Below are 24,542 nucleotides of genomic sequence, written 5' to 3'. Positions count from 1 at the left end.
GAGTGGGGCATTAACCGAGCGGTATCCGTCGTGAGTGGGGAGCAATCGGAATGACGATCGATCCCGGGGCCAAAGAAGACGTTGCGGCGTGGACCACGTTCACACCAGGCGCAGAGATTCCCGATTGGGTGCTGAACGCCTACTTGGCCAGCTACCGCGGGCCGGACGACGACAGGCCGCGCAGCTCAGCCGACCACGTAGTCACAGCCACCGTGGTGGCGGCACACAGCCGACTCGCTCAACATCGCCCGGCCGGCGAAAGCGCGGTCGCCGTATACCTGGCCGACGACCCGGCCGGCTTCGGACCCGCCCTGCAGGTGGTCACCGACCAGGGCAGCATGCTGATGGATTCGGTCACGGTGCTGCTGCACCGTCTCAGCCTGTCCTATACGGCGATCATGACTCCGGTGTTCGAGGTGCGCCGCGACCCGGCAGGGGAGTTGCGGCGCGTCGAACCCAAAGCCGACGACACGTCGCCCTACGTCGGCGAAGCCTGGATTCACGTCCAGCTATCGCCCTCGGTCGACCGTAAGGTCCTTGCCGAGGTCGAACGGCTGCTGCCAAGGGTCCTCGCCGATGTACAACGCGTCGCCAAAGACGCGAGCGCGATGATCGACACGCTGAGCGAGGTGGCCGCCGCCATCGACGACGACCCGCAAGGCCGGTACGAAGCACCCGACCGGCAGGAGGTCGCGGCGCTGCTGCGCTGGCTGAACAAGGGGAACTTCCTGTTGCTGGGATACCAACGGACCCTGGTGCAGGACGGCCTGGTGGTCGGCGACGGCTCCAGCGGCCTCGGTGTGCTGCGGGCCCGTTCGGGCACCCGCCCCCGCTTGACCGACGACTCCAAACTGCTGGTGCTGGCGCAGGCCGCCGTGGGCAGTTATCTGCGCTACGGCGCCTACCCGTACGCCATCGCGATCCGCGAATACGCGGACGGTGAGGCGGGAGAGGTCTACGAGCACCGCTTCGTGGGGCTGTTCACCGTCGCGGCGATGAATGCCGACGTGTTGGAGATCCCGAGCATCTCGCACCGGGTGCGCGACGCGCTCACCCTGGCCGGCAGCGACCCGAGCCACCCGGGTCAGTTGCTGCTCGACGTCATCCAGACCGTGCCACGCCCGGAGTTGTTCACCCTCACGGCCGAGCGGCTGTTGGCCATGGCGAAAGCCGTGGTGGATATGGGCTCGCAGCGGCGTGCATTGTTGTTCTTGCGCGCCGACCGGCTGCAGTTCTTCGTCTCGTGCCTGGTGTATCTTCCCCGCGACCGCTACACCACCCAGGTGCGTTTGCAGATCGAGGACATCCTGGTCCGCGAATTCGGTGGGACGCGGCTGGAATTCACCGCGCGGGTCAGCGAATCACCCTGGGCCCTCATGCATTTCATGGTCCGGCTACCGGAGGATTCGGCGCCGGGCTCGGTCGACATCTCCGAAACCAACCGCACCCGCATTCAGGCGTTGCTGAGCGAAGCGGCCCGCACCTGGGTCGACCGGCTGATGGCCGCAGCCCCGACCAATGCCGTCAGTCATGCCGACGCCGAGCACTATGCGGCAGCCCTGTCTGAGGCATACAAGCAGGCCGTCACGCCCACCGAGGCCATCAACGACATCGCCGTCATCAAGGAACTCAGCGACGACTCGGTCAAGCTGGTGTTCTCGCAGGGCGACGAGCACGGCCTTGCCCAGCTGACGTGGTTCCTCGGCGGTCGCACCGCGTCGCTGAGCCAGCTGCTCCCGATGCTGCAGAGCATGGGCGTCGTCGTGCTCGAAGAGCGACCGTTCACCGTGATCCGGCCCGACGGATTGCCGGTGTGGATCTACCAGTTCAAGATTCAACCGCACCCCACCATCCCCTCGGCGTCTTCCGACGAGGAACGCGAGGCGGGTGCGCAACGCTTCGCCGACGCCGTCACCGCGATCTGGCAGGGCCGCGTCGAGATCGACCGCTTCAACGAACTGGTCATGCGCGCCGGGCTGACCTGGCAGCAGGTCGTGCTTCTGCGCGCTTACGCGAAATACCTGCGGCAGGCGAATTTCCCCTACAGCCAGTCCTACATCGAGTCGGTGCTCAACGAGCACCCGTCGACCGCCCGGTCACTGGTCGCCCTGTTCGAGGCGCTATTCCACCCGGGATCGGGGGGCAGCGGCCGCGACGCGCAAGCCGCTGCGGCCGCAGTGGCCGCGGACATCGACGCGCTGGTCAGCCTGGACACCGACCGCATCCTGCGGGCCTTCGCCTCGTTGGTGCAGGCCACGCTGCGCACCAATTACTTTGTGACGCGCGAAGGTTCGGCTCGCAGCCGCGATGTGCTGTCGGTCAAACTCAATGCGCAGTTGATCGACGAGCTGCCGCTGCCGCGTCCCAAGTTCGAGATCTTCATCTACTCGCCGCGGGTCGAAGGTGTGCACCTGCGGTTCGGTCCGGTCGCTCGTGGCGGCCTGCGCTGGTCGGACCGCCGCGACGACTTCCGCACCGAGATCCTGGGCCTGGTCAAGGCGCAGGCGGTGAAGAACGCCGTCATCGTCCCGGTCGGGGCGAAGGGCGGCTTCGTCGTGAAGCGGCCGCCACTGCCCACCGGTGATGGCGCCGCAGACCGCGACGCCGCCCGCGCCGAAGGTGTCGCCTGCTACCAGCTGTTCATCTCGGGCCTGCTCGACGTCACCGACAACGTCGACCACGCCACCAAGGCCGTCCACCCGCCACCCCAGGTAGTGCGCCGCGACGGCGACGACGCCTACCTGGTGGTGGCGGCGGACAAGGGCACCGCCACATTCTCCGACATCGCCAACGAGGTCGCCCAGTCCTACGGCTTCTGGCTCGGCGACGCGTTCGCCTCCGGGGGATCCGTCGGCTACGACCACAAGGCGATGGGCATCACCGCCAAAGGAGCCTGGGAAGCGGTCAAGCGGCACTTCCGGGAGATCGGCGTCGACACCCAGAGCGAGGACTTCACCGTCGTGGGCGTCGGTGACATGAGTGGGGACGTGTTCGGCAACGGCATGCTGCTGAGCAAGCACATCAGGCTGCTTGCCGCCTTCGATCACCGGCACATCTTCCTGGATCCCAACCCCGACTCGGCGACGTCCTGGGTGGAGCGGCAACGGATGTTCGACCTGCCCCGCTCCAGCTGGGACGACTACGACAAGTCCCTTATCAGTGCCGGTGGCGGAGTCTACAGCCGCGACCAGAAGGCCATCCCGGTCAGCGCGCAGGTCCGCGACGCTCTCGGCCTTGCCAGTTCGGGGGACGGCGACATCACCGAGATGGCCCCGCCCAACCTGATGCGGGCGATCCTGCAGGCGCCGGTGGACCTGTTGTTCAACGGCGGCATCGGCACCTACATCAAAGCCGAATCCGAGTCCGACGCCGACGTGGGTGACCGCGCCAACGACGCGGTGCGGGTCAACGGGCACCAGGTGCGCGCCAAGGTGATCGGTGAAGGCGGGAATCTGGGCGTGACGGCTCGGGGCAGGGTGGAGTTCGATTTGTCGGGCGGCCGGATCAACACCGACGCAATGGACAACTCCGCCGGGGTGGACTGCTCGGACCACGAGGTGAACATCAAGATCCTGATCGATTCGCTGGTCACCGCCGGCAAGGTCAAGCCCGGGGAGCGCAAGCAGCTGCTCGAGTCGATGACCGACGAGGTCGGCAGGTTGGTGCTCAACGACAATCAAGACCAGAACGACCTGATGGGCACCAGCCGTGCCAACGCGCCCAGCCTCCTCCCGGTGCACGCCGACCAGATCAAGTACCTGGTCGCCGAGCGCGGCGTGAGCCGCGAACTGGAAGCCCTGCCGTCGGAGAAGGAGATCGCCAGACGCATGGAGGCGGGCCTTGGACTCACCTCACCCGAGCTGGCGACATTGATGGCACACGTCAAGCTGGCGCTCAAAGAAGACCTGTTGAACACCGAGCTGCCCGATCAGGACGTGTTCGCTTCCCGGCTGCCGACCTATTTCCCCAAGCCGCTGCGGGAACGTTTCACACCGGAGATCCGGACGCACCAACTGCGCCGCGAGATCGTCACCACCATGCTGATCAACGACATGGTCGACACGGCCGGCATCAGCTACGCGTTCCGGATCGCCGAAGACGTCGGCGTCCCCCAGGTGCACGCCGTGCGGACGTTTGCCGCCACGGACGCCATCTTCGGTATCGACCACATCTGGCACCGCATTCGAGCCGCCAATCTTCCGGTGGCCCTGTCCGACCGGTTGACGCTGGACACCCGTCGACTCATCGACCGCGCCGGCCGCTGGCTACTCAACTACCGTCCGCAGCCGTTGGCCGTCGGTGCCGAGATCAACCGATTCGCCGCCAAGGTCAAAGCCCTGACACCGCGGATGTCGGAGTGGCTACGCGGGGACGACAAGGCCATCGTCGAGAAGGAAGCCGCGGAGTTCACCGCCCAGGGCGCACCACCGGACCTGGCTTACCGGGTCGCCGCCGGGTTGTACCGCTACAGCCTGCTCGACATCATCGACATCGCCGACATCACCGAGATCGAGACGGCCGAAGTCGCCGACACCTATTTCGCGTTGATGGATCGCCTGGGCACCGACTCCCTGCTGACGGCGGTGTCGGAGCTGCCGCGCACCGATCGCTGGCATTCGCTGGCGCGGTTGGCGATTCGTGACGACATCTACGCCTCGGTGCGGTCGCTGTGTTTCGACGTTCTGGCCGCGGGGGAGCCGGACGAAAGCGGTGAGCAGAAGATCGCCGAATGGGAACACATCAGCGCATCCCGGGTGGAGCGGGCACGCCGGACGCTCAACGAGATCCGGGAGAGCGGGGCAACAGATCTCGCGACACTGTCGGTGGCCGCCCGGCAGATCCGCCGCATGACACGCACCAGCGGACGGGCGTCTTCGGGATGAGCATCGGTTACGTCGCGGCGGTGCCGGTGCGCTGGTCGGACATCGACATGTATCAGCACGTCAACCATGCCACCATGGTCACCATCCTCGAAGAATCGCGGGTACCTTTCCTCAGGGAGCCGTTCGGCGCCGACATCACCACCATCGGCCTGCTGATCGCCGATGTCCGGGTCACCTACAAAGATCAGCTGCGCCTTGTCGATTCGCCGCTGCAAGTGACCATTTGGACCAAACGGTTGCGTGCGGTCGACTTCACGCTGGGCTACGAAGTGCGGTCGGTCAACGCCGATCCGGGTTCCAGGCCGGCCGTCATCGCGGAGTCGCAGCTGGCGGCGGTACATATCGAGGAGCAGCGTTTAGTGCGCCTGTCTCCTCAACATAGGGAGTACCTGCACCGATGGATTCGCTAGCCGAGAGGGGCCTGTGGCTGGGCCCAGATGACTACGCGGCGCACCGGGCGGACCTGGCCGCTTTCGTCGATCACGCGATGCGGCTCGACGACGCCGCCGTCATCCGAATTCGGGCCCGCTCCTCGGGACTGTTGACGGTATGGGTGGCAACGGGTTTCGACGTGCTGGCCAGTCGCGTGGTAGTCGGCAGAGTCAAACCCGACGACATGTCGGTCGCCGCGGACGCGTTGGCCCGCGGGCTGACGGCGGCCGACGCATCGGGTTACGTGGATCCCGGTTTCGCGATGGACTCGGCATGGCGGGGTGGGTTGCCTCCCGAGTCCGGCTTTTCCCACCTTGACGACATACCCGCGAAGTTGGTCCTTGACCTGGCTCAACAGGGCGCCCAACTGGCCAAAGAGCACGGTAGTGCCCATGGACCGCCGGTCTCGCTGCTCGACCAGGAGGTCGTCGAGGTCAGTTCCGGCGGTGTGGTTGTCGGGTTGCCGATGCGCTGTGTATTCGCTTTGACCGCAATGGGTTTCCTGCCGCAAACGGTAGACGACGACGAGATGATCCGGGTCCGGATGCTGCCGGCATGGTTGCGCATCGACGCCCGGTTCGGTTCGGTGTACCGGCGCCGCCCGCACGCGGCTCTGTTGGTGCATTGACTGCCGCTGGAATCAGCCCGAGTTTTTCCCGGCGCTCAGGTGCCGTAGACCATCCACAGCGGCAGCACGGAGTTCAGGTAATCCATGAATTTCTTCAGGCCGACACGGTGCTGGCCGTAGCCGTAGGGGTCTTCGGCGTATTCCGGGAACGCGATGCCCAGCCCGAACAGGCCGGGGGCGATGATGCCGTTCTGGGGGTTGTAGCGCAGCGGCCCCCATTGCGGCGTCGTGGGCAACTTTCGGGGCTCGAAGCCGACGGTGTAGACGGCGCGGTCGCACTCCTGCAGCTTCTCTTCGAATTCGGGACTGGACACCCAGCACCGCTCCAGCCGGTCCGGTAGCACGCCGTCGATGTTTTCCCTGGCCCACTCGGCGGCCCGGCCCTTGAGTCCGGTGTCGTCGAAGAGTATCCAATTATCAAGATAGACAGCATATTTGAGGGGGCTGCGGTAAAAGTTCAGGACCTTGGCCACCGGTAGCCGCAACAGATGCGGTAACACGATCATCGTTGAATGCGAGGAGCCGAAGACGGCGACGGTCGCCCCCTCGAGTTGCTGGCGCGCGAGCTGTTCGGGGTCGAGCGCCACCTCGACCGGTATCTCCTCGAGATGCGGGTAGGACAGACTCCGCGGAACTGCACCCACCGCGATAACAACGTTCTGCGAGTCCACATCGCCGAGTTCGGTCTCGATCCGCCATCGTCGTTGCGCCAACGTCAATGTGGTCGCCGTGGTCTGGCAGACGCGGACCTGTTCCCGCAGCACGCCGGTGACCCACTGCAGCGGATCGGCCACCAGGGCCAGGGCGCACGTCTCGGCGGGATCGACTTCCGTCAATGGCCACGGCGGCGCTTCGGAAAACCGAAATGCCTTGGAACCGTAAAGGTATTCCAGAAATGTCCCGGCGATGGTGTTACTGGATACCGCCCGCCACCTGCGGCCCAGATCTCCGGCGGCGAAGGCCGGATCGATCCAGGCGATCTGTTCGCCCGGGATCCCGTGATCGAGCAGTCGCCCCACGGCGGCGATGCCTGCCGGTCCCGCCCCGATCACTGTCCATGCGTACGGCGTCATGCATCACATATAGAGCAGCGAGTGACGAAATGCGAACGGGTCGGCTACACAAGCCAGGCGGCACCGTCCGGCGCCAACTCGTCACCCGCCAGCGGCGCGCTGAGAAGAAGCACCTCACCCGGTGGCAGCTCCATCGGGTGCTCGCCGGCGTTGAGGACACACACCAGGCCACCGCGGCGCCGGAACGCCAGCGCATGGTCCGGGGCTGGCAGCCAGTCGATCTCGTTGCCGTCGAATTCGGCACGGGTGCGGCTCAGTGCGAGTGCCGCTTTGAAGAACGACAACGTCGAATCGGGATCGGCGCGCTGCTTCTCCACCGTCAGCCCCGCCCAGTCCGCCGGCATCGGGAGCCAGGTGTCGGGAGTGGTGGAAAAACCGAACGGGGGAGTCTGGCCCGACCAGGGCAGTGGGACCCGGCACCGATCGCGGCCTCGCTCGGTATGTCCCGAGCGTTCCCAGGTCGGGTCCTGCAGCACCTCGTCGGGCAGATCCACGTCGGGTAGCCCCAGTTCCTGGCCGTTGTAGATGAAGACCGCCCCGGGCAGGGCGAGCATCAGCATCAGCATTGCCTTTGCCCGGCGCAGACCGATCGGGCCTCCGCCGTACCGGGTGACCTCACGGCCGACATCGTGGTTGGCCAGCGTCCAGGTCGGGGTGGCGTTCTCCAACGCCGCGGCGTGCAGTGAGTTCTGCACCGCCTCGCGGATGTCCGCGGCGTCGAACTCGGTGCGGGTCAGCCGGAAGTTGAAGCCGAGGTGCAACTCGTCGGGGCGCACATACTCGGCCCATTGGGCGTTGTCGTGGACCCAGACTTCGCCGACGGTGACGGCCGCGGGGTAGTCGTCCATGACCGCGCGGATATCGCGGTGAATCGCGTGCACGTGGGGCCGGTTGAACCGCGGGTCGTCGTCGCGGTGACGCAATATCTCGGCGTTGGCTTCGGGTGCATCCGGCAGGCCGGGCGGCTTGGCCATGCCGTGCGCGACGTCGATGCGGAACCCGTCGACACCCCTTTCCAGCCAGAACCGCAGCGTCTTCTCGAAGTCGTCGAAGACCTCCGGGTTATCCCAGTTGAGGTCGGGTTGCTCGGTGTCGAACAAGTGCAGATACCACTGGCCGGGCTTGCCGTCGGGCTCGATGACCCGGGTCCAGGCCGGCCCGCCGAATACCGACTCCCAGTTGTTCGGCGCCAGCGATCCGTCGGGTCCGCGGCCGTCCCGGAAGAAGTAGCGGTCGCGCTCCGCGCTACCCCGGCCGGCTCCCAGCGCGTCCCGGAACCAGGGGTGCTGCGAACTGGTGTGGTTGGGCACCACGTCCATGGTTACTTTGATGCCCCGCGCGTGCGCTGCGGCGATGAGCCGCTCGAAGGCGGCGGTTCCGCCGAACAGCGGGTCGATGTCTCGCGGATCCGCGACGTCATACCCGTGGTCGGCCATCGGCGAGACGGTGACCGGGTTGAGCCAGATCCCGTCCACGCCAAGCTGTTCCAGGTGATCAAGCCGGTCGGTCAGGCCGTCGAGGTCGCCGACGCCGTCGCCGTCGCTGTCGGCGAACGAGCGCGGGTACACCTGGTAGAACACCGCTGAGCGCCACCAAGGATCCGGCTCGCTCATCACAAGGCCGAGTTGACGAGGGAGTGGGCGGCCATCTCCAGGTACTGCAGCAGCTGGCGGCGGTGGTCGTCGTCCAGCGTCCGGGAGTCGACCGAGGCGACCGCGGTGTGCATGCACCGCAACCAGGCGTCCCGCTCGATGGGGGTGATCCGGAAGGGCATGTGCCGCATCCGCAGGCGCGGATGCCCGCGGCGGTCCGAATAGGTCCGCGGGCCGCCCCAGTACTGCTCGAGGAACATCCGCAGCCGCTCCTCGGCGCCACTGAGATCCTCCTCGGGATACAGGGGACGCAGGATCTCGTCCTCGGCGACCTGCTCGTAGAAGCGGGCGACGATCGCCTCGAAGGTCTTGGCGCCGCCGACGGCGGCGTAGAAAGATTCAGGTGTTTGCTCCATCGTGCTCCATTGTGGGCTACCGCCGTCCGGGCTGCGATCGCTCCAGGTGTTCACCGGGCCGACACGGCGCGGCTGCGACAATTTGGCGTGCGATCTGCAGCAAATCGTGGTGGACTGTCGGCGGAGGATTTATGGCGCAGCGCAACAAGCGCCGCCACCGAAGTTCCGGTGCCGCGGCGAACGGAACCGGGCCTGCGACCGCGTCGTGTCTGCACAGCGTTGACACACACCCCCCCAACCGCTCCGAAACCGCGTCCATCTTCAGCCGTCGCCGGGTTCTGCTGCTGAACTCCACCTATGAGCCGCTCACGGCGTTGCCGATGCGACGCGCCATCGTGATGGTGATCTGCGGCAAGGCCGACGTGGTGCACGACGATCCCACCGGCACCGTCATCCACTCCGCCACCCGGTCGATCGCGGTACCGTCGGTGATCCAGCTGCGGACCTACGTGCGGGTACCCTATCGGGCGCGTGTCCCGATGACACGGGCCGCGCTGATGCACCGTGACCGTTTCTGCTGCGCCTACTGCGGCGCCAAGGCCGACACCGTCGACCATGTCGTGCCACGCAGCCGCGGCGGTGACCACTCGTGGGAGAACTGTGTCGCGTGCTGCTCGACCTGCAACCACCGCAAGGGCGACAAGCTGCTCACTGAGCTCGGCTGGGCGTTGCGCCGGGCACCGTTGCCGCCGACCGGACAACATTGGCGGCTGCTCTCCACGGTCAAGGAGCTCGACCCGTCCTGGGCGCGATATCTCGGTGAGGGCGCGGCCTGAGTTAGTGGGGTCTAAGCGCGGCGGTCGCACCTGCGGTGGGATACGGTTTGCGTCGTGAGCATGATGGAGATTCACCTCTTCTTTGTCGGCATCCCGCTGGGGTTGGCGATCGTCCTGGGGCTGTGGTTCTTGACCCGCAAGGGCCGGCACCCCGCGACCTACGACCTCTCGCAGAAATGGACGCACGCGCCCATCCTGTGGGCGGCCACCGATGAGGCGGTCGGCGGTCACCACGGCGGGCACGGATCGGAGTTCACGGTTGGAGGTGGCGCAAGTGGCACATGGTGAAGTCGCAACGCTGGAACCCACGGACCTGCCGCGGGGCTGGGTTCTCACGACGAGTGGCCGGATCTCGGGAGTCACCGAGCCCGGTGAGCTTTCCGTGCATTACCCGTTCCCGATCAACGACCTGGTCGCCGTGGACGACGCACTGAAGTACGCGTCCCGCGCATCGAAGGCCCGGTTCGCCATCTACCTGGGCGACCTGGGCAGCGACACCGCCGCGCGTGCCCGCGAGATACTGGCCAAGGTGCCGACGCCCAACAACGCCGTGCTGCTGGCCGTCTCGCCCGACCAGAGCGCCATCGAGGTGGTCTACGGCTCGGAGGTACGGGGTCGCGGCGCCGAGTCGGCGGCTCCGCTGGGTGTCGCTGCCGCCTCGTCTGCGTTCGAGCAGGGCAACCTGATCGACGGCCTGGTCAGCGCGATCCGAGTGCTCAGCGCGGGGATCTCGCCGGCCTAGTGGGAGCCGATCGACGCGCCGACTCGCCGCGCGCCGAACATCCGCGCGCCGAATGTGACGCCACGGCGAGATTTCGCGCGGGTTCTCGCCCTGAGTTCGCACTCGCCGCGGCCTGGGGATTGCGTGCTAGGTGACGACGGGTCGTTACGAGCGCGCCCTGCGGCAGGCGGATCTGCTGACCGGCCCGCCGCCGACGGGCTACGTCAGCAGGTGGCTGGACAATGCCGCGCGCCGGTCGATCGATCCGCGCGTCGTTGTCGACGTCACCCGAACGGGTCTCGTCTTCTCCCTGCATCTGCTGCAGCGGTGTGAGGAGATCACCGACCGGCACGGCAAGTCGTACTTTCTGATCCCGGCGGGAGCCAGCGGGGCCGACGCTCGGATGGCAGTGCTGCTGGCCTACGTCGTGAACGCGGGCACCGACTACGGCACGGCCGGTGGCTGTGACTTCCCGGAAACGCCGTATTCGGCCACCGAGGTCATGCGCATCGTGGACCGTCAGCGCGCCAACGGCTGGAGCTATGCCCGCGACGTTGATTTCGTCCACCGCAATGGCGGCCGCTTGACCGCTACCCCGCACGGCATCCTGATGGGCCTGGGCGGCAACTGGCTGCAGCGCCTGTTCAGCCAACGGGGCGGCACCACCTGGGGTGACATCTTCATGGTCAACACCCCCCGCGTCGACGATCCCGCCCGCGTGTTACGAAACATCATCGAGTCGCGCGGGACGCTCGACCTGGACCGGCTGCTGCACCACGAGGAGCTGCACAGCGCGCAATGGGCCGCGCTCGGTTATTTCGGCATGCTCCGGGCCTACGGCTGGGAGTTGTTGCGCGAGTTGATCTTTCGCAAGACCAATCGGCTGGAGCTGGCGGCCGGCCTGCGTGACGGCGGCTACTGCTGACCGTCGAAGGTGCGGGCGCGCAGCGACCGTTTGACGGCGGCCTGCCCCTCCAGCACGAGTCGACGCAACGACGGCGGCACCTCGGGGTCGGCCAGGAACGAGTCGGCGGACTTGATGGCCTCTTCGCTGATGTCCCAGTAGGGGTATAAGCCGATCACCACCGACTGGGCGACTTCGCTGGACCGTCGCTCCCAGACGCCCGGGATCGCCTCGAAGTACCGCGCGGTGAACGGCTTGAGCAGCTCGCCTTGCCCCGGCGCCCCGATACCCGCGATGATGGCGCGCCCCATGGCATTGGCCAGGGTGTCGTCCTCGACGACCGTAGTGAACGCCTTTTCCTTGACCTCCAGCTGCGGCCGGGCCGCGGACGCCTGAGCGCCGTGCCGCTTGCCGGCGGCCGTCGGGTCGCTCTGCACCTCTGCGTCAATCCACGGCGATTCCGGCCCGTCGGCGTCGATCGCGCCGGCGGTCGCCAACGCGATCACCACCCGCCAGCGCAGGTCGGTGTCGATGTCCAGACCCGGTAGTCCCTGCTCGGCCGGATCCCCGTCGAGCAGCGCCGCCAACATCTCGACGTGCCGCGGCGACAACACCGACGTGCACAGCGCGTTGACGAAGGCGAGCTGGTGGTCGGACCCGGGCTCGGCGCCACGCGCCAATTCCAGCAGCCGGTCGGCGAACTGCGGCCAGCCCTGTTCACGCGCCCACCCCGGCTCGGCGTAGGACCCGACGGCCGTCTGCGCCTGCATCAGCAGTCGCTGCAATACGGTGACGGCGGTTTCGGCGTGGATGCCGCCCGATACCAGCGACACGAAGTCGCGGGCGCGCAGTTCGGCTTCGCGCGTCATCTCCCAGGCTGCCGACCACGCCAGCGAGCGTGGCAGCGGCTCGGCGATGTCGGCGATGCGGTCGAGCACGGTCCGCAGCGAGTCCGGGTCCAGTCGCAGCGAGCAGTACGTCAGGTCATCGTCGTTGACCAGAATCAACTTGCCGCGCGAAACACCAACCAGCTCATGAACTTCGGTGTTCGGGCCATCGACGTCCAGCTCCTCGCGGTGGACCCGGACCAGCTTGCCGGACTCATCGTCATCGTAGATACCGACGGCGATCCGGTGCACCCTGGTCTCCCCGGCGCCGGGTTTCGCACCGCTCTGCGTCACCGCAAAACGGGTGAATTTGCCGTCGTCATCGACGTCGAAATCCGCGCGTAAAGTGTTGAGCCCGGTGGTTTTCAGCCACTGCTGGCCCCAGTTCGACAGGTCGCGCCCGGACGCCTTCTCCAGCGCGGACAGCAGATCGCTGAACGTGGCATTACCGAATGCATGGCGGCGGAAGTAGTCCCGCAGACCGGCCAGGAAGTGCTCCAGGCCCACATAGGCGACCAGCTGCTTGAGCACGGAAGCGCCCTTGGCGTAGGTGATTCCGTCGAAGTTCACCTCGACCGCGTGCAGGTCGGGGATGTCCGCGGCGATCGGGTGGGTCGAGGGCATCTGGTCCTGCCGGTAGGCCCACGACTTCTCCACGGTCGCGAACGTCGTCCACGCGTCGGTGTACTCGGTGGACTCCGCCTGGCACAGCACCGAGGCGAACGTGGCAAAGGATTCGTTGAGCCACAGGTCATCCCACCACGTCATGGTGACCAGGTCGCCGAACCACATGTGCGCCATCTCGTGCAGCACCGTCTCGGCGCGCCGCTCGTAGGAGGCGCGGGTGACCTTGCTGCGGAAGACATAGTCTTCCAGGAACGTCACCGCACCGGCGTTTTCCATTGCGCCGGCATTGAATTCGGGCACGAACAGCTGGTCGTACTTCCCGAACGCATAGGGCATGCCGAAGTTGTTGTGGTAGAAGCCGAATCCCTGCTTGGTTTCGGTGAACAGGCGCTCGGCGTCCATATAGGGAGCCAGTGAATTACGGCAGTAGATGCCCAGCGGGATCTCGCCGTGTTCGTCGCTGTAGGTGTCGGTCCAGACCGCGTAGGGGCCGGCGATCAGTGCCACCAGGTACGTGCTCATCCGCGGCGTGGTGGCGAAGGTGTGTACCCCGTTCTCGACGGACAGCGGGGCGCCGTTGGACACCACCTTCCAGTGCGCGGGCGCGGTCACCGTGAGATCGAACGTGGCCTTGAGGTCGGGTTGGTCGAAGCACGCGAACATCCGCTTGGCGTCCGCGGTTTCGAATTGTGAGTACAGGTATGTCTCGTCGTCGACCGGGTCGACGAAGCGGTGTAGGCCTTCGCCAGTGTTGGAGTAGCGGCAGTCCGCGTCGACCACCACGACGTTGCGGTCGGCCAGCCCGCGCAGCGAGATCCCGGTCGACTCGTCGTAGCCCGAGACGTCGAGCTCCTGGCCGTTGAGGCTGGCGCTGTGGACGGTGTCGGCGGCGATGTCGATGACAGTGTCGGCGCCGGCGAGGGCGTCGAACACCACAGTGGTGGTGGAGCGGAAGGTGCGCTCGCCCGGCGCACCCGACCCGTCGGTGATGTCGAGGTTGATCTGGTAGCTGTGCACGGTGATCAGTGCGGCGCGTTCGACCGCCTGATCCCGGGTGAGGTTGGGAAGGGCCACGCGCTCCAACATATCGGCCGGCACCTCAGGACGCTCAGCGCGCCGGGAACAGTCACAGCGCGACTACGGTTGTGTGTGAGCGGATCGTCCCGTCCCACCATCTAGGAGAGGACCGCAGAAATGCCGGAGAACGCCCCCTCGAAAAACAGAGCCGACTTCTGGTTCGACCCGCTGTGTCCGTGGTGCTGGATCACTTCCCGCTGGATTCTCGAAGTGGAGAAGGTCCGCGACATCGAGGTCAACTTCCATGTGATGAGCCTGGCGGTGCTCAACGAGAACCGGGACGGACTGCCCGAGCAGTACAAGGAGATGATGGCCAGGGCCTGGGGGCCGGTGCGGGTGGCGATCGCCGCCGAGCAGGCCCACGGCGCCAAGGTGCTCGACCCCCTCTACACCGCGATGGGCACCCGGATCCACAACGAGGGCAACAAGGATGTCGACGAGGTAATCAAACTGGCGCTGGCCGACGCCGGCTTACCCGCCGAACTCGCCGAGGCCGCCACCAGCACGGAGTACGACGAAGCGCTGCGCAAGAGCCACCACGCCGGCATGGACGCGGTGGGTCCTGACGTCGGCACACCGACCATCCACGTCAACGGCGTGGCGTTCTTCGGGCCGGTGATCTCGAAGATTCCGCGCGGCGAGGAAGCCGGCAAGTTGTGGGACGCCTCGGTGACGTTCGCGTCCTACCCGCATTTCTACGAGCTCAAGCGGACTCGCACCGAGCCGCCCCAGTTCGACTAGCCAGGGCCGCGTTCGGCACCGGGCAGTGCCGGGAGGCTGACCGCTCTCATGCAGAATGTCCTCCCATGCGCGTCTACCTGGGTGCCGATCACGCCGGCTATGAGCTCAAGCAGCAGATCATCGAGCATCTGAAGAAGACCGGACACGAGCCGATCGACTGTGGCGCTTTCGGCTACGACGCCGAGGACGATTATCCTGCGTTCTGCATCGCCGCGGCCCTGCGCACCGTCGCCGACCCGGACAGCCTGGGCATCGTCCTGGGCGGTTCGGGCAACGGCGAGCAGATCGCGGCGAACAAGGTGCCCGGCGCCCGGTGTGCGCTGGCGTGGAGCGTGCAGACCGCTTCGCTGGCCCGCGAACACAACAATGCGCAGTTGATCGGTATCGGCGGGCGCATGCACACTCTCGACGAGGCACTGGCGATCGTCGACGCCTTCCTGGCCACACCGTGGTCGAAAGTCGAACGCCACCAACGTCGTATCGACATCCTCGCCGAATACGAGCGCACCCACGAGGCGCCGCCGGTGCCCGGCGCGCAGAACTGAGAGCCCGTGCCCGAAGGCCACACGCTGCACCGGCTGGCCCGGTTACATCAGAAGCGCTTCGCGGGTGGCCCGGTGTCGGTGTCCAGCCCCCAGGGCCGCTTCACCGACGCCTCGGCCGTGGACGGAGCGGTGCTGCGCCGCGCCAGCGCCTGGGGTAAGCATCTCTTTCACCACTACGCCCACGGCCCGGTGGTGCACGTGCATCTCGGGCTCTACGGCACCTTCACCGAATGGGAACGACCGGGCGACGGGCCGGTTCCGGAACCGGTCGGCCAGGTGCGGATGCGCATGGTCGGCGCCGCGTACGGCACCGACCTTCGTGGCGCGACGGTGTGCGAACTGCTCGACGCCGGTCAGGTCGACGACGTGATCGCCCGGCTGGGTCCGGACCCGTTGCGCGCCGACGCCGACCCGGCGTGGCCATGGGCGCGAATAGCGAAGTCGCGCAGGCCGATTGGCGCGTTATTGATGGACCAGACGGTGATGGCCGGGGTCGGCAACGTCTACCGCAGCGAGCTGCTGTTCCGCCACCGGATCGACCCGTACCGGCCCGGGCAGAAGATCTCCGAAGCGGAGTTCGCAGCCGCCTGGACCGATTTGGTGGCGTTGATGAAGGTCGGTTTGCGGCGCGGCAAGATCGTCGTGGTCCGACCCGAACACGACCACGGCGCGCCGTCATACGCGTCCGGGCGCCCGCGCACCTACGTGTACCGCCGCGCCGGCGACCCCTGCCGGGTATGCGGCGAAACGGTGCGCACGGCGGTGCTCGAGGGCCGCAATGTGTTCTGGTGCCCGACCTGTCAGACGTGACCCCGCGCACCTGACGCCGAGTGTGAGTTCCACGACGGGACACGCCGCGGCGGCGTCGGCATATTCACTGTCGGCGTGAGGTAGCTCAGTCGAGCGTGACCCCGAGCGCGCGGTACACCTCGTTACTCAGGTCGACACTGCGCGGGTCGGCGTTGGCCTTGCTGGCATCGAAGCGGTTGGACACGTAGCCGTAGCCGATCCGGTGCTCGAGGTCGACGAACGCGAAGGACCCGCCTAAGCCACCGTGGCCGAACATCCGCGGGTTGGGCCCGTTGATGCAGCGCTGATTGAGCATGTAGCCAAGGCCCCACCCGTGATCGGCGACGCGGGGTCCCAGCACCAGGTCCGGCTCGAAACCGCCCTGGCACACCCGGATCAGGTCCATGTGTTCGCGGCTCAGCAGCTTCTCCTGGGCCAGTGCGTTGTAGAACGTCGCCATTCCCAGGGCGGACACCTGCGCGTTGGTGCCCGGAAACTCCAACTGGCGCCACCGCTGCAGGTCCTCGGTGTCGAGGTCGTCGTCGGCCAGGAACCCCATGGAGACGGCCATTCCCGCTTTGGGGTGGTCGGCCAGCGACGTCGGGTCACTCGGGGCCTGCAACTCGGCGAGCAGTTGCCGACCGGTGGGCTTGTTCACCCGCTCGGCGCAGCGCGCCTGCGCGGCCACAGGCATGCCGATGTGGATCTCGGCGCCGATCGGCCCCGCGATCTCGGTGCGCAGATACTGCCCGACCGTCCGGCCGGTGACGCGCCGAAACACCTCGCCGAGGATGAAGCCGAAGGTGGTCATGTGGTAGCCCTGCGCGGTGCCCGGTTCCCACCACGGCTCGGCGACGGCCAGTTGTTCGCAGACGTAGTCCCAGTCGCAGAGTTGCTCGGTGGTCAGCCGGGTGCGCGGGCCTATCACGCCGGACCGGTGACTCATCACCATGGCCAGCGTGATGGCTTCCTTGCCGGCTTGCCCGAACTCGGGCCAGTACCGCGAGATCGGGGCGTGCAGGTCCAGCTCACCGCGGTCGGCGAGCTGGTGGACGCAGGTGGACGTCAGTCCCTTGGTGCCGGACAGCACCGTGGTCAGGGTGTCTTCCTGCCACGGACGGGTGCGGGCGGCGTCGGCGTGGCCACCCCAGAGATTGACGACGAGATGCCCGTCCACCCAGACAGCGACCGCCGCACCCACCTCGTGACGGAGCGCGAAGTTGCGCTCGAACGCTTCGCGCACTCCGAGGAAGTCCGACGCGCATGAGCCGGAAATGCTGACGCTTTTGACGTCGCTCATGGCGCCTTTCTGTCGAGCGGGAGATCGGATCAGAGCGGGCGACGGGAATCGAACCCGCGTAGCTAGTTTGGAAGACTAGGGCTCTACCATTGAGCTACGCCCGCAAGTATTAGTCGAGCGAGACTGTACGTGGTGGTGGCAATCAAATCTAATCGATGCAGTCATGTGACCGCTCCGTGAGTTCTCAGATCCCCGGAGGTCGGTGCGGACCACGCGCCGCCGGGCCGTAGGATCGCGTGGTCAGCGCGGGGTGTAGCGCAGCTTGGTAGCGCATCCGCTTTGGGAGCGGAAGGCCGCAGGTTCAAATCCTGTCACCCCGACCAGCCCGCCGCGCGCACCCGCCGCACGCCGTAACGACACACCGAGGAGCACCGCCGTGAAGAGCACCGTGACGCAGTTGAGCCCCACCCGGGTTCGCATCAACGTGGAGGTGCCGTTTCCTGAGCTCGAACCCGACTTTCAGCGCGCTTACAAGGAGCTTGCCAAGCAGGTTCGGCTGCCCGGATTCCGGCCCGGCAAGGCACCGGCCAAGTTGCTCGAGGCACGTTTCGGCCGCGAGGCACTGCTCGACCAGGTCATCGAGGACGCCGTGCCCAGCCGTTACGGCCAGGCTCTCACCGAGTCCGACGTGCAGCCGATCGGCCGGCCGAACATCCAGGTCACCCACAAGGAGTACGGCGAGGAGCTGCAGTTCTTCGCCGAGGTCGATGTCCGCCCCAAGCTGGAGATTCCGGACCTCGACGCGCTGACCGTCTCCGTGGACCCGATCGAGGTCACCGACGAGGAAGTGGATGCCGAACTCGAGTCGTTGCGCGCCCGGTTCGGCACGCTGACCGGGGCGGACCGGCCGGTGCAAACCGGTGACTTCGTCTCCATCGACCTCTCGGCAACGGTCGACGGCGAGGACGTACCGAACGCTGCTGCCGAGGGTCTCTCGCACGAGGTGGGTTCCGGGCGGCTGATTGCAGGCCTCGACGACGCGCTCGTCGGGCTGGCCGTCGACGAGTCGAAGGTCTTCACCGCCAAGCTGGCGACCGGTGAGCACGCCGGCCAGGAAGCCGAGGTCACGGTAACCGTCAGGTCGATCAAGGAACGGGAACTGCCCGAACCCGATGACGAGTTCGCCCAGCTGGCCAGCGAGTTCGACACGATCGACGAGCTGCGCGACAGCCTCCGCGAGCAGGTGACCAACACCAAACGCGCCCAACAGGCCGACCAGATCCGCAACGCTGCCCTGGACGCCCTGCTCGAGCAGGTCGAGGTTCCGGTGCCGGACGCGATCGTGCGCTCACAGGTCGACGAGACACTGCAGGCCGCGATGAGTGGACTCAACCAGGACCAGGCCAAGTTCAACGAGGTGCTCGAACAGCAGGGCTCCTCGCGCGCGGAGTTCGACGCCGAAGCACGCGCAGCCGCCGAGACCAATGTCAAGCGCCAGCTGTTGCTCGACGCCATCGCCGACCAGCTGGACGTCCAGGTCGGTCAGGAAGACCTGACCGAGCGACTGGTGCTGACCTCGCGGCAGTACGGCATCGAACCGCAACAGCTGTTCGCCTACTTGCAGGAGAACAACCAGCTCGCCGCCATGTTCGCCGACGTGCGGCGCGGCCTGGCCGTCGCCGCGGTAATCGAGAAGGCCACCGTCACCGATACCGACGGCAACACCATCGACACCAGCGCGTTCTTCGGCAAGCGGCAGCACGAGCATGACCACGACCACGAGCACGAGCACGAGCACGACCATGATCACGACCACGAGGCCGACGACGAGGTCGATGAGGTGGCCGAAACGGACACTCAGACCGACGAGGCTGACACGGCCGACGAACCCACCGCATGACGCTGTGAGCGAACGCGTCCGCTTCCGGGGGCCAAAGGGCGGGTCCGGTTGGTTAGTGTCGGTGCAACAAGGAAACAGAAAGTAGGTGTCCCCACTGTGAGCAGGGTGACTGACATGCGTTCGAACTCGTTGGGTCTCAACCTCACCGACTCCGTATATGAGCGCTTGCTCGCGGAGCGCATCATCTTCCTGGGTTCGGAGGTGAACGACGAGGTCGCCAACCGGTTGTGTGCGCAGATCCTGCTGCTCGCCGCCGAGGACTCCGACAAGGACATCAACCTCTACATCAACTCGCCGGGCGGATCCATCAGCGCCGGGATGGCGATTTACGACACCATGGTGCTGGCGCCCTGCGACATCGCCACCTATGCCATGGGCATGGCCGCCTCGATGGGGGAGTTCCTGTTGGCGGCCGGTACCAAAGGCAAGCGCTTCGCGCTCCCGCACGCGCGCATCCTGATGCACCAGCCGTTGGGCGGGGTGACCGGTAGCGCGGCCGACATCGCCATCCAGGCCGAGCAGTTCGCGGTCATCAAGAAGGAGATGTTCCGGCTCAACGCCGAGTTCACCGGCCAGTCGATCGAACGCATCGAGGCTGACTCGGATCGCGACCGCTGGTTCACCGCACAGGAGGCCCTGGAATACGGCTTCGTCGACCACATCATTACGCGCGCCGCCCACATCACCAACGGAGAAGCCCGATGAATCCTCTGCATTCTCAGACCCAACCGCAGGCGCGCTACATCCTGCCGTCGTTCATCGAGCACTCCAGCTTCGGCGTCAAAGAATCCAACCCTTACAACAAACTGTTCGAGGAACGCATCATCTTCCTCGGTGTCCAGGTCGACGACGCGTCGGCGAACGACATCATGGCGCAGCTGCTGGTGCTGGAGTCGCTCGACCCCGACCGCGACATCACCATGTACATCAACTCGCCGGGCGGCGGCTTCACCTCGCTGATGGCCATCTACGACACCATGCAATACGTCCGGGCCGACATCCAGACCGTGTGCCTGGGTCAGGCCGCCTCGGCCGCCGCGGTGCTGCTGGCCGCCGGAACGCCGGGTAAGCGGATGGCGTTGCCCAACGCGCGGGTGCTGATCCACCAGCCGTCGCTGTCCGGTGTCATTCAGGGGCAGTTCTCCGACCTGGAGATCCAGGCCGCCGAGATCGAGCGAATGCGCACCTTGATGGAGACCACGCTGGCGCGCCACACCGGCAAGGACGCTGCGACGATCCGCAAGGACACCGACCGGGACAAGATCCTGACCGCCCAAGAGGCCAAGGACTACGGCATCATCGACACCGTTCTGGAGTACCGGAAGCTTTCCGCGCAGAACGCCTGACGCAGCGCCGCCCCCCGCCGAGCCGGGGCACCTCCCGCTTGCGGGGACGCAAATTGCACCCGGTTTGACCAGAATTCGGGTGCTATTGCGCCTGCTTGCGGGCTGGGGCCACGGTAGGGTTGATGTCTGGTGGCCGGCCGGCCAGCCGACCCGCCAGTGTCGTTGGCGTAACGACCGCGACACGCCAAGACACGCAATGCGCGTCTCGGCGAGTGGTGGGCGCCCTCGGGCGATATGTTCGTCGAGACACCAGAAGCACCAACACCAGCAAATACCAAGGAAGCTATTCGGCGTTAACGGTCGCGACAGGCCGGAACAAGCGGGTAGCGTCGTGGCATACACGCGGCAACCAAGACGAACGGCGATACAGGAAGTAGGCCCTGAGGCATCATGGCGCGCATCGGAGACGGCGGTGACTTGCTGAAGTGCTCGTTCTGCGGGAAGAGCCAAAAGCAGGTCAAGAAACTTATTGCGGGTCCCGGTGTGTACATCTGCGATGAGTGCATCGACCTCTGCAACGAGATCATCGAAGAGGAACTCGCCGACGCCGACGATGTGAAACTCGACGAGCTGCCCAAGCCCATCGAGATCCGGGACTTCCTCGAGGGCTACGTCATCGGGCAGGACACCGCCAAGCGCACGCTCGCCGTCGCGGTCTACAACCACTACAAGCGCATCCAGGCGGGCGAGAAGGGCCGCGACTCGCGCTACGAACCCGTCGAACTGACCAAGTCCAACATCCTGATGCTCGGACCGACCGGCTGCGGCAAGACCTACCTGGCCCAGACGCTGGCCAAGATGCTCAACGTGCCGTTCGCGATCGCCGATGCCACCGCGCTGACCGAAGCCGGCTACGTCGGCGAGGACGTCGAGAACATCCTGCTCAAGCTCATCCAGGCCGCCGACTACGACGTCAAGCGCGCCGAGACCGGCATCATTTACATCGACGAGGTCGACAAGATCGCCCGCAAGAGCGAGAACCCGTCGATCACCCGCGACGTTTCCGGCGAGGGCGTGCAGCAGGCCCTGCTGAAGATCCTGGAAGGCACTCAGGCATCGGTCCCCCCGCAGGGTGGTCGCAAGCACCCGCACCAGGAATTCATCCAGATCGACACCACCAACGTGTTGTTCATCGTGGCGGGTGCTTTCGCGGGCCTGGAGAAGATCATCTACGAGCGCGTCGGTAAGCGCGGTCTGGGCTTCGGCGCCGAGGTGCGTTCCAAGGCCGAAATCGACACCACCGACCACTTCGCCGAAGTGATGCCCGAGGACCTGATCAAGTTCGGCCTGATCCCGGAGTTCATCGGGCGTCTCCCGGTGGTTGCCTCGGTCACCAACCTCGACAAGGAATCGCTGGTCAAGATCCTGTCGGAGCCGAAGAACGCTCTGGTCAAGCAGTACACCCGGCTGTTCGAGATGGACGGCGTGGAGCTGGAGTTCGCCGAAGACGCCCTCGACGCGATTGCCGACCAGGCCATCCACCGCGGCACGGGCGCCCGCGGATTGCGCGCCATCATGGAGGAAGTACTGCTGCCGGTGATGTATGACATCCCGAGCCGCGACGACGTCGCCAAGGTGGTCGTCACCAAGGAGACCGTGCAGGACAACGTGCTCCCGACGATCGTGCCCCGCAAGCCGTCCCGCTCCGAGCGTCGCGACAAGAGCGCCTGACCGGCGCCGGCTCAGCCCCGCGTCAGCGGCAGCCGGTCGATGCCGTGCGCCGTCTCCATCTACGGAAATTGCCGGCGGACCGCTTGGGCGACGATAAAGTGACCAATACCACAGTTTTGGTCCCACCCCCGTCCGGTGCCACCCTGACATCGGCTTTTACCTGCATACTCGCCGGTAACAAGCTTAAGAGGACGGCCATACACCCTTAGAGAAGTGTCATAATCGGTACCGCCAGTGACATAAATCGTGACAGCGGCGACGGCACTTTGGCGCGCGTAATCTTGAGTTGCACCGGAATGCCTGTCCGGATACCAAGTTGGAGGCAGAGACGTGAATCCGAACGGCAATGACGCCGGGGACGAGTCTCAGAACGGGTCCAGTCGGCAGCGCCTGGAGAATGTCGTCATCCGATTCGCAGGAGACTCCGGCGACGGCATGCAGCTGACCGGTGACCGATTCACTTCGGACGCCGCACTTTTCGGCAACGACCTGGCCACCCAGCCCAATTATCCGGCCGAGATCCGCGCTCCGGCAGGAACTTTGCCCGGCGTCTCGTCTTTTCAGATCCAGATTGCCGACTACGACATCCTGACCGCCGGCGACCGGCCCGATGTGCTGGTCGCCATGAACCCCGCCGCGCTGAAATCGAATATCGGTGACCTGCCGCGCGGCGGAATGGTGATCGCGAATTCAGACGAATTCACCAAGCGCAATCTGACCAAAGTGGGCTATGTGACCAACCCGCTGGAGTCCGACGAGCTCGAAGAGTACGTCGTGCACGCGGTGCCGATGACCACGCTGACCCTCGGTGCCGTGGAAGCGATCGGTGCCACGAAAAAGGACGGTCAACGCGCCAAGAACATGTTCGCGCTCGGCTTGCTGTCCTGGATGTACGGGCGGCCGGTGCAGACCAGCGAGACCTTTATCCGGGAGAAGTTCGCCCGCAAGCCCGATATCGCCGAGGCCAATGTGCTGGCGCTGAAAGCGGGCTGGAACTACGGCGAGACCACCGAGGCGTTCGGCACCACCTACGAGGTGTCCAAGGCCTCGTTGCCGGCCGGCGAGTACCGGCAGGTCTCCGGTAACACGGCCCTCGCCTACGGCATCGTCGCGGCGGGCAAACTCGCCGACAAGCAGGTGGTCCTCGGCAGCTACCCGATCACCCCGGCGTCGGATATCTTGCACGAGCTGTCCAAGCACAAGAACTTCAACGTCATCACATTCCAGGCGGAAGACGAGATCGGTGGCATCTGCGCCGCGATCGGCGCATCCTACGGCGGGGCGCTCGGGGTCACCAGCACCTCCGGCCCGGGCATCTCGCTGAAGTCCGAAGCGCTGGGTCTGGCGGTGATGACCGAGTTGCCGCTGATCGTCATCGACGTCCAGCGCGGCGGACCGTCCACCGGTCTGCCCACCAAGACCGAGCAGGCGGACCTGCTGCAGGCGCTGTTCGGCCGAAACGGCGAATCGCCAGTGGCGGTCGTGGCCCCGCGGTCTCCCTCGGATTGCTTCGACACGGCGCTGGAGGCGGTGCGGATCGCGGTCTCGTATCACACCCCGGTGATCGTGCTGTCCGACGGCGCCATCGCCAATGGCTCCGAGCCGTGGCGCATCCCGGATGTGAGTACGCTCAACCCGATCAAGCACATCTTCGCCAAACCCGGTGAGCCCTTCGAGCCGTACGCCCGCCACAAGGACACCCTCGCGCGCCAGTTCGCCGTCCCGGGCACTCCCGGTCTCGAGCACCGCATCGGCGGGCTGGAAGCGGCCAACGGTTCCGGCGCCATCTCCTATGACCCCACCAACCACGACCTGATGGTCCGGATCCGCAAGGCCAAGATCGACGGCATCAGCGTCCCCGACCTCGAAGTCGACGACCCCACCGGCGACGCGGAGCTGCTGCTGCTCGGATGGGGAAGTTCCTACGGCCCGATCGGTGAGGCATGTCGGCGTGCGCGCCGCAGAGGTACCAAGGTGGCGCACGCCCACCTGCGCTACCTGAACCCGTTCCCGGCGAACCTGGGTGAGATTCTGCATCGTTACCCCAGCGTGGTGTGCCCGGAGATGAACATGGGACAGCTGGCGATGTTGTTGCGGGCCAAGTACCTGGTCGACGTCAAGTCGGTCACCAAGGTCAAGGGTGTTTCTTTCCTGGCCGACGAGATCGGACGGTTCATCCGGGCAGCGCTGGCCGGGCGACTCAACGAGCTGGAGCAGGACAAGACCATGGTGGCCAGATTGTCGGCGGCCACCGTCGAAGCGGGGGTCAGTGCATGATGCGCACCGTCGATTCG

The 24,542-nt window shown here is 66.1% G+C and carries 20 protein-coding genes and 2 tRNA genes; 16 read left to right on the top strand and 6 right to left on the bottom strand.

Annotated features, from left to right (window positions below; translation table 11 throughout):
* Nucleotides 1-50 precede the first annotated feature (50 nt).
* From AC5Y7D_RS02260 to AC5Y7D_RS02250, 3 genes are read left to right on the top strand one after another with little or no spacing between them, the layout of a single operon-like run.
* Nucleotides 51-4,883, top strand: coding sequence for an NAD-glutamate dehydrogenase (locus AC5Y7D_RS02260; protein WP_499921076.1), 4,833 nt, complete (start codon nucleotides 51-53; stop codon nucleotides 4,881-4,883).
* Nucleotides 4,880-5,293: an acyl-CoA thioesterase gene (locus tag AC5Y7D_RS02255; RefSeq protein WP_499921073.1), complete on the top strand. Its 414-nt coding sequence runs from the start codon at nucleotides 4,880-4,882 to the stop codon at nucleotides 5,291-5,293. The genes AC5Y7D_RS02260 and AC5Y7D_RS02255 overlap by 4 nt, the downstream gene beginning before the upstream one ends.
* Nucleotides 5,281-5,943 carry a DUF8010 domain-containing protein gene (locus AC5Y7D_RS02250; RefSeq protein ID WP_499921071.1) on the top strand — a complete coding sequence of 221 codons (663 nt, stop codon included), beginning with the start codon at nucleotides 5,281-5,283 and terminating at the stop codon, nucleotides 5,941-5,943. Before AC5Y7D_RS02255 ends, AC5Y7D_RS02250 begins: the two co-directional genes overlap by 13 nt.
* Nucleotides 5,944-5,978: 35 nt before the next feature.
* Here AC5Y7D_RS02250 and AC5Y7D_RS02245 read toward each other — a convergent pair whose 3' ends face one another.
* From AC5Y7D_RS02245 to AC5Y7D_RS02235, 3 genes are read right to left on the bottom strand one after another with little or no spacing between them, the layout of a single operon-like run.
* On the bottom strand, nucleotides 5,979-7,016 hold the full coding sequence (locus AC5Y7D_RS02245; RefSeq protein WP_499921067.1) for an NAD(P)/FAD-dependent oxidoreductase: 1,038 nt from the start codon (nucleotides 7,014-7,016) through the stop codon (nucleotides 5,979-5,981).
* Between the two features lie 44 nt (nucleotides 7,017-7,060).
* Nucleotides 7,061-8,629, bottom strand: a complete 1,569-nt coding sequence (locus AC5Y7D_RS02240; RefSeq protein WP_499921062.1) for a glycoside hydrolase family 13 protein — start codon at nucleotides 8,627-8,629, stop codon at nucleotides 7,061-7,063.
* Complete coding sequence (locus AC5Y7D_RS02235) at nucleotides 8,629-9,024, bottom strand: globin (protein ID WP_499921059.1); 396 nt, start codon at nucleotides 9,022-9,024, stop codon at nucleotides 8,629-8,631. Before AC5Y7D_RS02235 ends, AC5Y7D_RS02240 begins: the two co-directional genes overlap by 1 nt.
* A gap of 131 nt (nucleotides 9,025-9,155) precedes the next feature.
* Here AC5Y7D_RS02235 and AC5Y7D_RS02230 point away from each other — a divergent pair, with 131 nt between their 5' ends.
* The 4 genes from AC5Y7D_RS02230 to AC5Y7D_RS02215 all read left to right on the top strand — a co-directional run bounded on the left by AC5Y7D_RS02230 (nucleotide 9,156) and on the right by AC5Y7D_RS02215 (nucleotide 11,446).
* On the top strand, nucleotides 9,156-9,800 hold the full coding sequence (locus tag AC5Y7D_RS02230; RefSeq protein ID WP_499921057.1) for an HNH endonuclease: 645 nt from the start codon (nucleotides 9,156-9,158) through the stop codon (nucleotides 9,798-9,800).
* Between the two features lie 63 nt (nucleotides 9,801-9,863).
* Nucleotides 9,864-10,088 (top strand): aa3-type cytochrome oxidase subunit CtaJ, encoded by a 225-nt coding sequence (gene ctaJ / locus AC5Y7D_RS02225; RefSeq protein ID WP_499921688.1) that lies wholly within the window; start codon nucleotides 9,864-9,866, stop codon nucleotides 10,086-10,088.
* Nucleotides 10,075-10,542: a DUF5130 domain-containing protein gene (locus tag AC5Y7D_RS02220; RefSeq protein ID WP_499921053.1), complete on the top strand. Its 468-nt coding sequence runs from the start codon at nucleotides 10,075-10,077 to the stop codon at nucleotides 10,540-10,542. Before ctaJ ends, AC5Y7D_RS02220 begins: the two co-directional genes overlap by 14 nt.
* A gap of 175 nt (nucleotides 10,543-10,717) precedes the next feature.
* Nucleotides 10,718-11,446 (top strand): hypothetical protein, encoded by a 729-nt coding sequence (locus AC5Y7D_RS02215; RefSeq protein WP_499921686.1) that lies wholly within the window; start codon nucleotides 10,718-10,720, stop codon nucleotides 11,444-11,446.
* Here AC5Y7D_RS02215 and pepN read toward each other — a convergent pair.
* On the bottom strand, nucleotides 11,437-14,013 hold the full coding sequence (pepN, locus tag AC5Y7D_RS02210) for an aminopeptidase N (RefSeq protein ID WP_499921050.1): 2,577 nt from the start codon (nucleotides 14,011-14,013) through the stop codon (nucleotides 11,437-11,439). The two genes, AC5Y7D_RS02215 and pepN, sit on opposite strands and share 10 nt — an antisense overlap.
* A 120-nt stretch (nucleotides 14,014-14,133) precedes the next feature.
* Between pepN and AC5Y7D_RS02205 the strand changes: the two genes are divergently transcribed.
* From AC5Y7D_RS02205 to AC5Y7D_RS02195, 3 genes are all read left to right on the top strand, one after another.
* Nucleotides 14,134-14,757 (top strand): Rv2466c family mycothiol-dependent reductase, encoded by a 624-nt coding sequence (locus AC5Y7D_RS02205; RefSeq protein WP_499921048.1) that lies wholly within the window; start codon nucleotides 14,134-14,136, stop codon nucleotides 14,755-14,757.
* Between the two features lie 65 nt (nucleotides 14,758-14,822).
* Entirely contained in the window at nucleotides 14,823-15,302 is a 480-nt protein-coding gene (locus AC5Y7D_RS02200) for a ribose-5-phosphate isomerase (RefSeq protein ID WP_499921046.1), read from the top strand.
* Between the two features lie 6 nt (nucleotides 15,303-15,308).
* On the top strand, nucleotides 15,309-16,112 hold the full coding sequence (locus tag AC5Y7D_RS02195) for an Fpg/Nei family DNA glycosylase (protein ID WP_499921044.1): 804 nt from the start codon (nucleotides 15,309-15,311) through the stop codon (nucleotides 16,110-16,112).
* Nucleotides 16,113-16,197: 85 nt separating this feature from the next.
* On the opposite strand, the gene AC5Y7D_RS02190 is transcribed toward AC5Y7D_RS02195, so the two are convergent.
* Entirely contained in the window at nucleotides 16,198-17,391 is a 1,194-nt protein-coding gene (locus tag AC5Y7D_RS02190) for a serine hydrolase domain-containing protein (RefSeq protein ID WP_499921042.1), read from the bottom strand.
* Between the two features lie 33 nt (nucleotides 17,392-17,424).
* Nucleotides 17,425-17,495, bottom strand: a tRNA-Gly gene (locus tag AC5Y7D_RS02185).
* Nucleotides 17,496-17,637: 142 nt separating this feature from the next.
* Between AC5Y7D_RS02185 and AC5Y7D_RS02180 the strand changes: the two genes are divergently transcribed.
* The 6 genes from AC5Y7D_RS02180 to AC5Y7D_RS02155 all read left to right on the top strand — a co-directional run bounded on the left by AC5Y7D_RS02180 (nucleotide 17,638) and on the right by AC5Y7D_RS02155 (nucleotide 24,525).
* Nucleotides 17,638-17,714, top strand: a tRNA-Pro gene (locus tag AC5Y7D_RS02180).
* Between the two features lie 53 nt (nucleotides 17,715-17,767).
* Nucleotides 17,768-19,231: a trigger factor gene (gene tig, locus AC5Y7D_RS02175; protein ID WP_499921040.1), complete on the top strand. Its 1,464-nt coding sequence runs from the start codon at nucleotides 17,768-17,770 to the stop codon at nucleotides 19,229-19,231.
* 96 nt (nucleotides 19,232-19,327) lie between these two features.
* On the top strand, nucleotides 19,328-19,936 hold the full coding sequence (locus AC5Y7D_RS02170; RefSeq protein ID WP_499921037.1) for an ATP-dependent Clp protease proteolytic subunit: 609 nt from the start codon (nucleotides 19,328-19,330) through the stop codon (nucleotides 19,934-19,936).
* The gene (gene clpP2 / locus AC5Y7D_RS02165; protein ID WP_499921034.1) at nucleotides 19,933-20,577 is read left to right on the top strand and encodes an ATP-dependent CLP protease proteolytic subunit ClpP2; all 645 of its coding nucleotides are present in this window, start codon (nucleotides 19,933-19,935) and stop codon (nucleotides 20,575-20,577) included. Before AC5Y7D_RS02170 ends, clpP2 begins: the two co-directional genes overlap by 4 nt.
* A 390-nt stretch (nucleotides 20,578-20,967) precedes the next feature.
* Entirely contained in the window at nucleotides 20,968-22,248 is a 1,281-nt protein-coding gene (gene clpX, locus AC5Y7D_RS02160; protein ID WP_120793456.1) for an ATP-dependent Clp protease ATP-binding subunit ClpX, read from the top strand.
* 330 nt (nucleotides 22,249-22,578) lie between these two features.
* Nucleotides 22,579-24,525 (top strand): 2-oxoacid:acceptor oxidoreductase subunit alpha, encoded by a 1,947-nt coding sequence (locus tag AC5Y7D_RS02155; protein WP_499921031.1) that lies wholly within the window; start codon nucleotides 22,579-22,581, stop codon nucleotides 24,523-24,525.
* The last annotated feature ends 17 nt before the right edge of the window (nucleotides 24,526-24,542 follow it).

It is taken from the genome of Mycobacterium sp. NGS49, assembly GCF_059812565.1.
Note: the sequence above shows the minus strand (reverse complement) of the source record. Positions and strands in the feature narration are given on the sequence as shown.

Coding starts and splice junctions, on each gene's coding strand:
- AC5Y7D_RS02260 (WP_499921076.1), top strand. CDS start 51: ATGACGATCGATCCCGGGGCCAAAGAAGACGTTGCGGCGTGGACCACG.
- AC5Y7D_RS02255 (WP_499921073.1), top strand. CDS start 4,880: ATGAGCATCGGTTACGTCGCGGCGGTGCCGGTGCGCTGGTCGGACATC.
- AC5Y7D_RS02250 (WP_499921071.1), top strand. CDS start 5,281: ATGGATTCGCTAGCCGAGAGGGGCCTGTGGCTGGGCCCAGATGACTAC.
- AC5Y7D_RS02245 (WP_499921067.1), bottom strand. CDS start 7,016: ATGACGCCGTACGCATGGACAGTGATCGGGGCGGGACCGGCAGGCATC.
- AC5Y7D_RS02240 (WP_499921062.1), bottom strand. CDS start 8,629: ATGAGCGAGCCGGATCCTTGGTGGCGCTCAGCGGTGTTCTACCAGGTG.
- AC5Y7D_RS02235 (WP_499921059.1), bottom strand. CDS start 9,024: ATGGAGCAAACACCTGAATCTTTCTACGCCGCCGTCGGCGGCGCCAAG.
- AC5Y7D_RS02230 (WP_499921057.1), top strand. CDS start 9,156: ATGGCGCAGCGCAACAAGCGCCGCCACCGAAGTTCCGGTGCCGCGGCG.
- ctaJ (WP_499921688.1), top strand. CDS start 9,864: ATGGAGATTCACCTCTTCTTTGTCGGCATCCCGCTGGGGTTGGCGATC.
- AC5Y7D_RS02205 (WP_499921048.1), top strand. CDS start 14,134: ATGCCGGAGAACGCCCCCTCGAAAAACAGAGCCGACTTCTGGTTCGAC.
- AC5Y7D_RS02200 (WP_499921046.1), top strand. CDS start 14,823: ATGCGCGTCTACCTGGGTGCCGATCACGCCGGCTATGAGCTCAAGCAG.
- AC5Y7D_RS02190 (WP_499921042.1), bottom strand. CDS start 17,391: ATGAGCGACGTCAAAAGCGTCAGCATTTCCGGCTCATGCGCGTCGGAC.
- clpP2 (WP_499921034.1), top strand. CDS start 19,933: ATGAATCCTCTGCATTCTCAGACCCAACCGCAGGCGCGCTACATCCTG.
- clpX (WP_120793456.1), top strand. CDS start 20,968: ATGGCGCGCATCGGAGACGGCGGTGACTTGCTGAAGTGCTCGTTCTGC.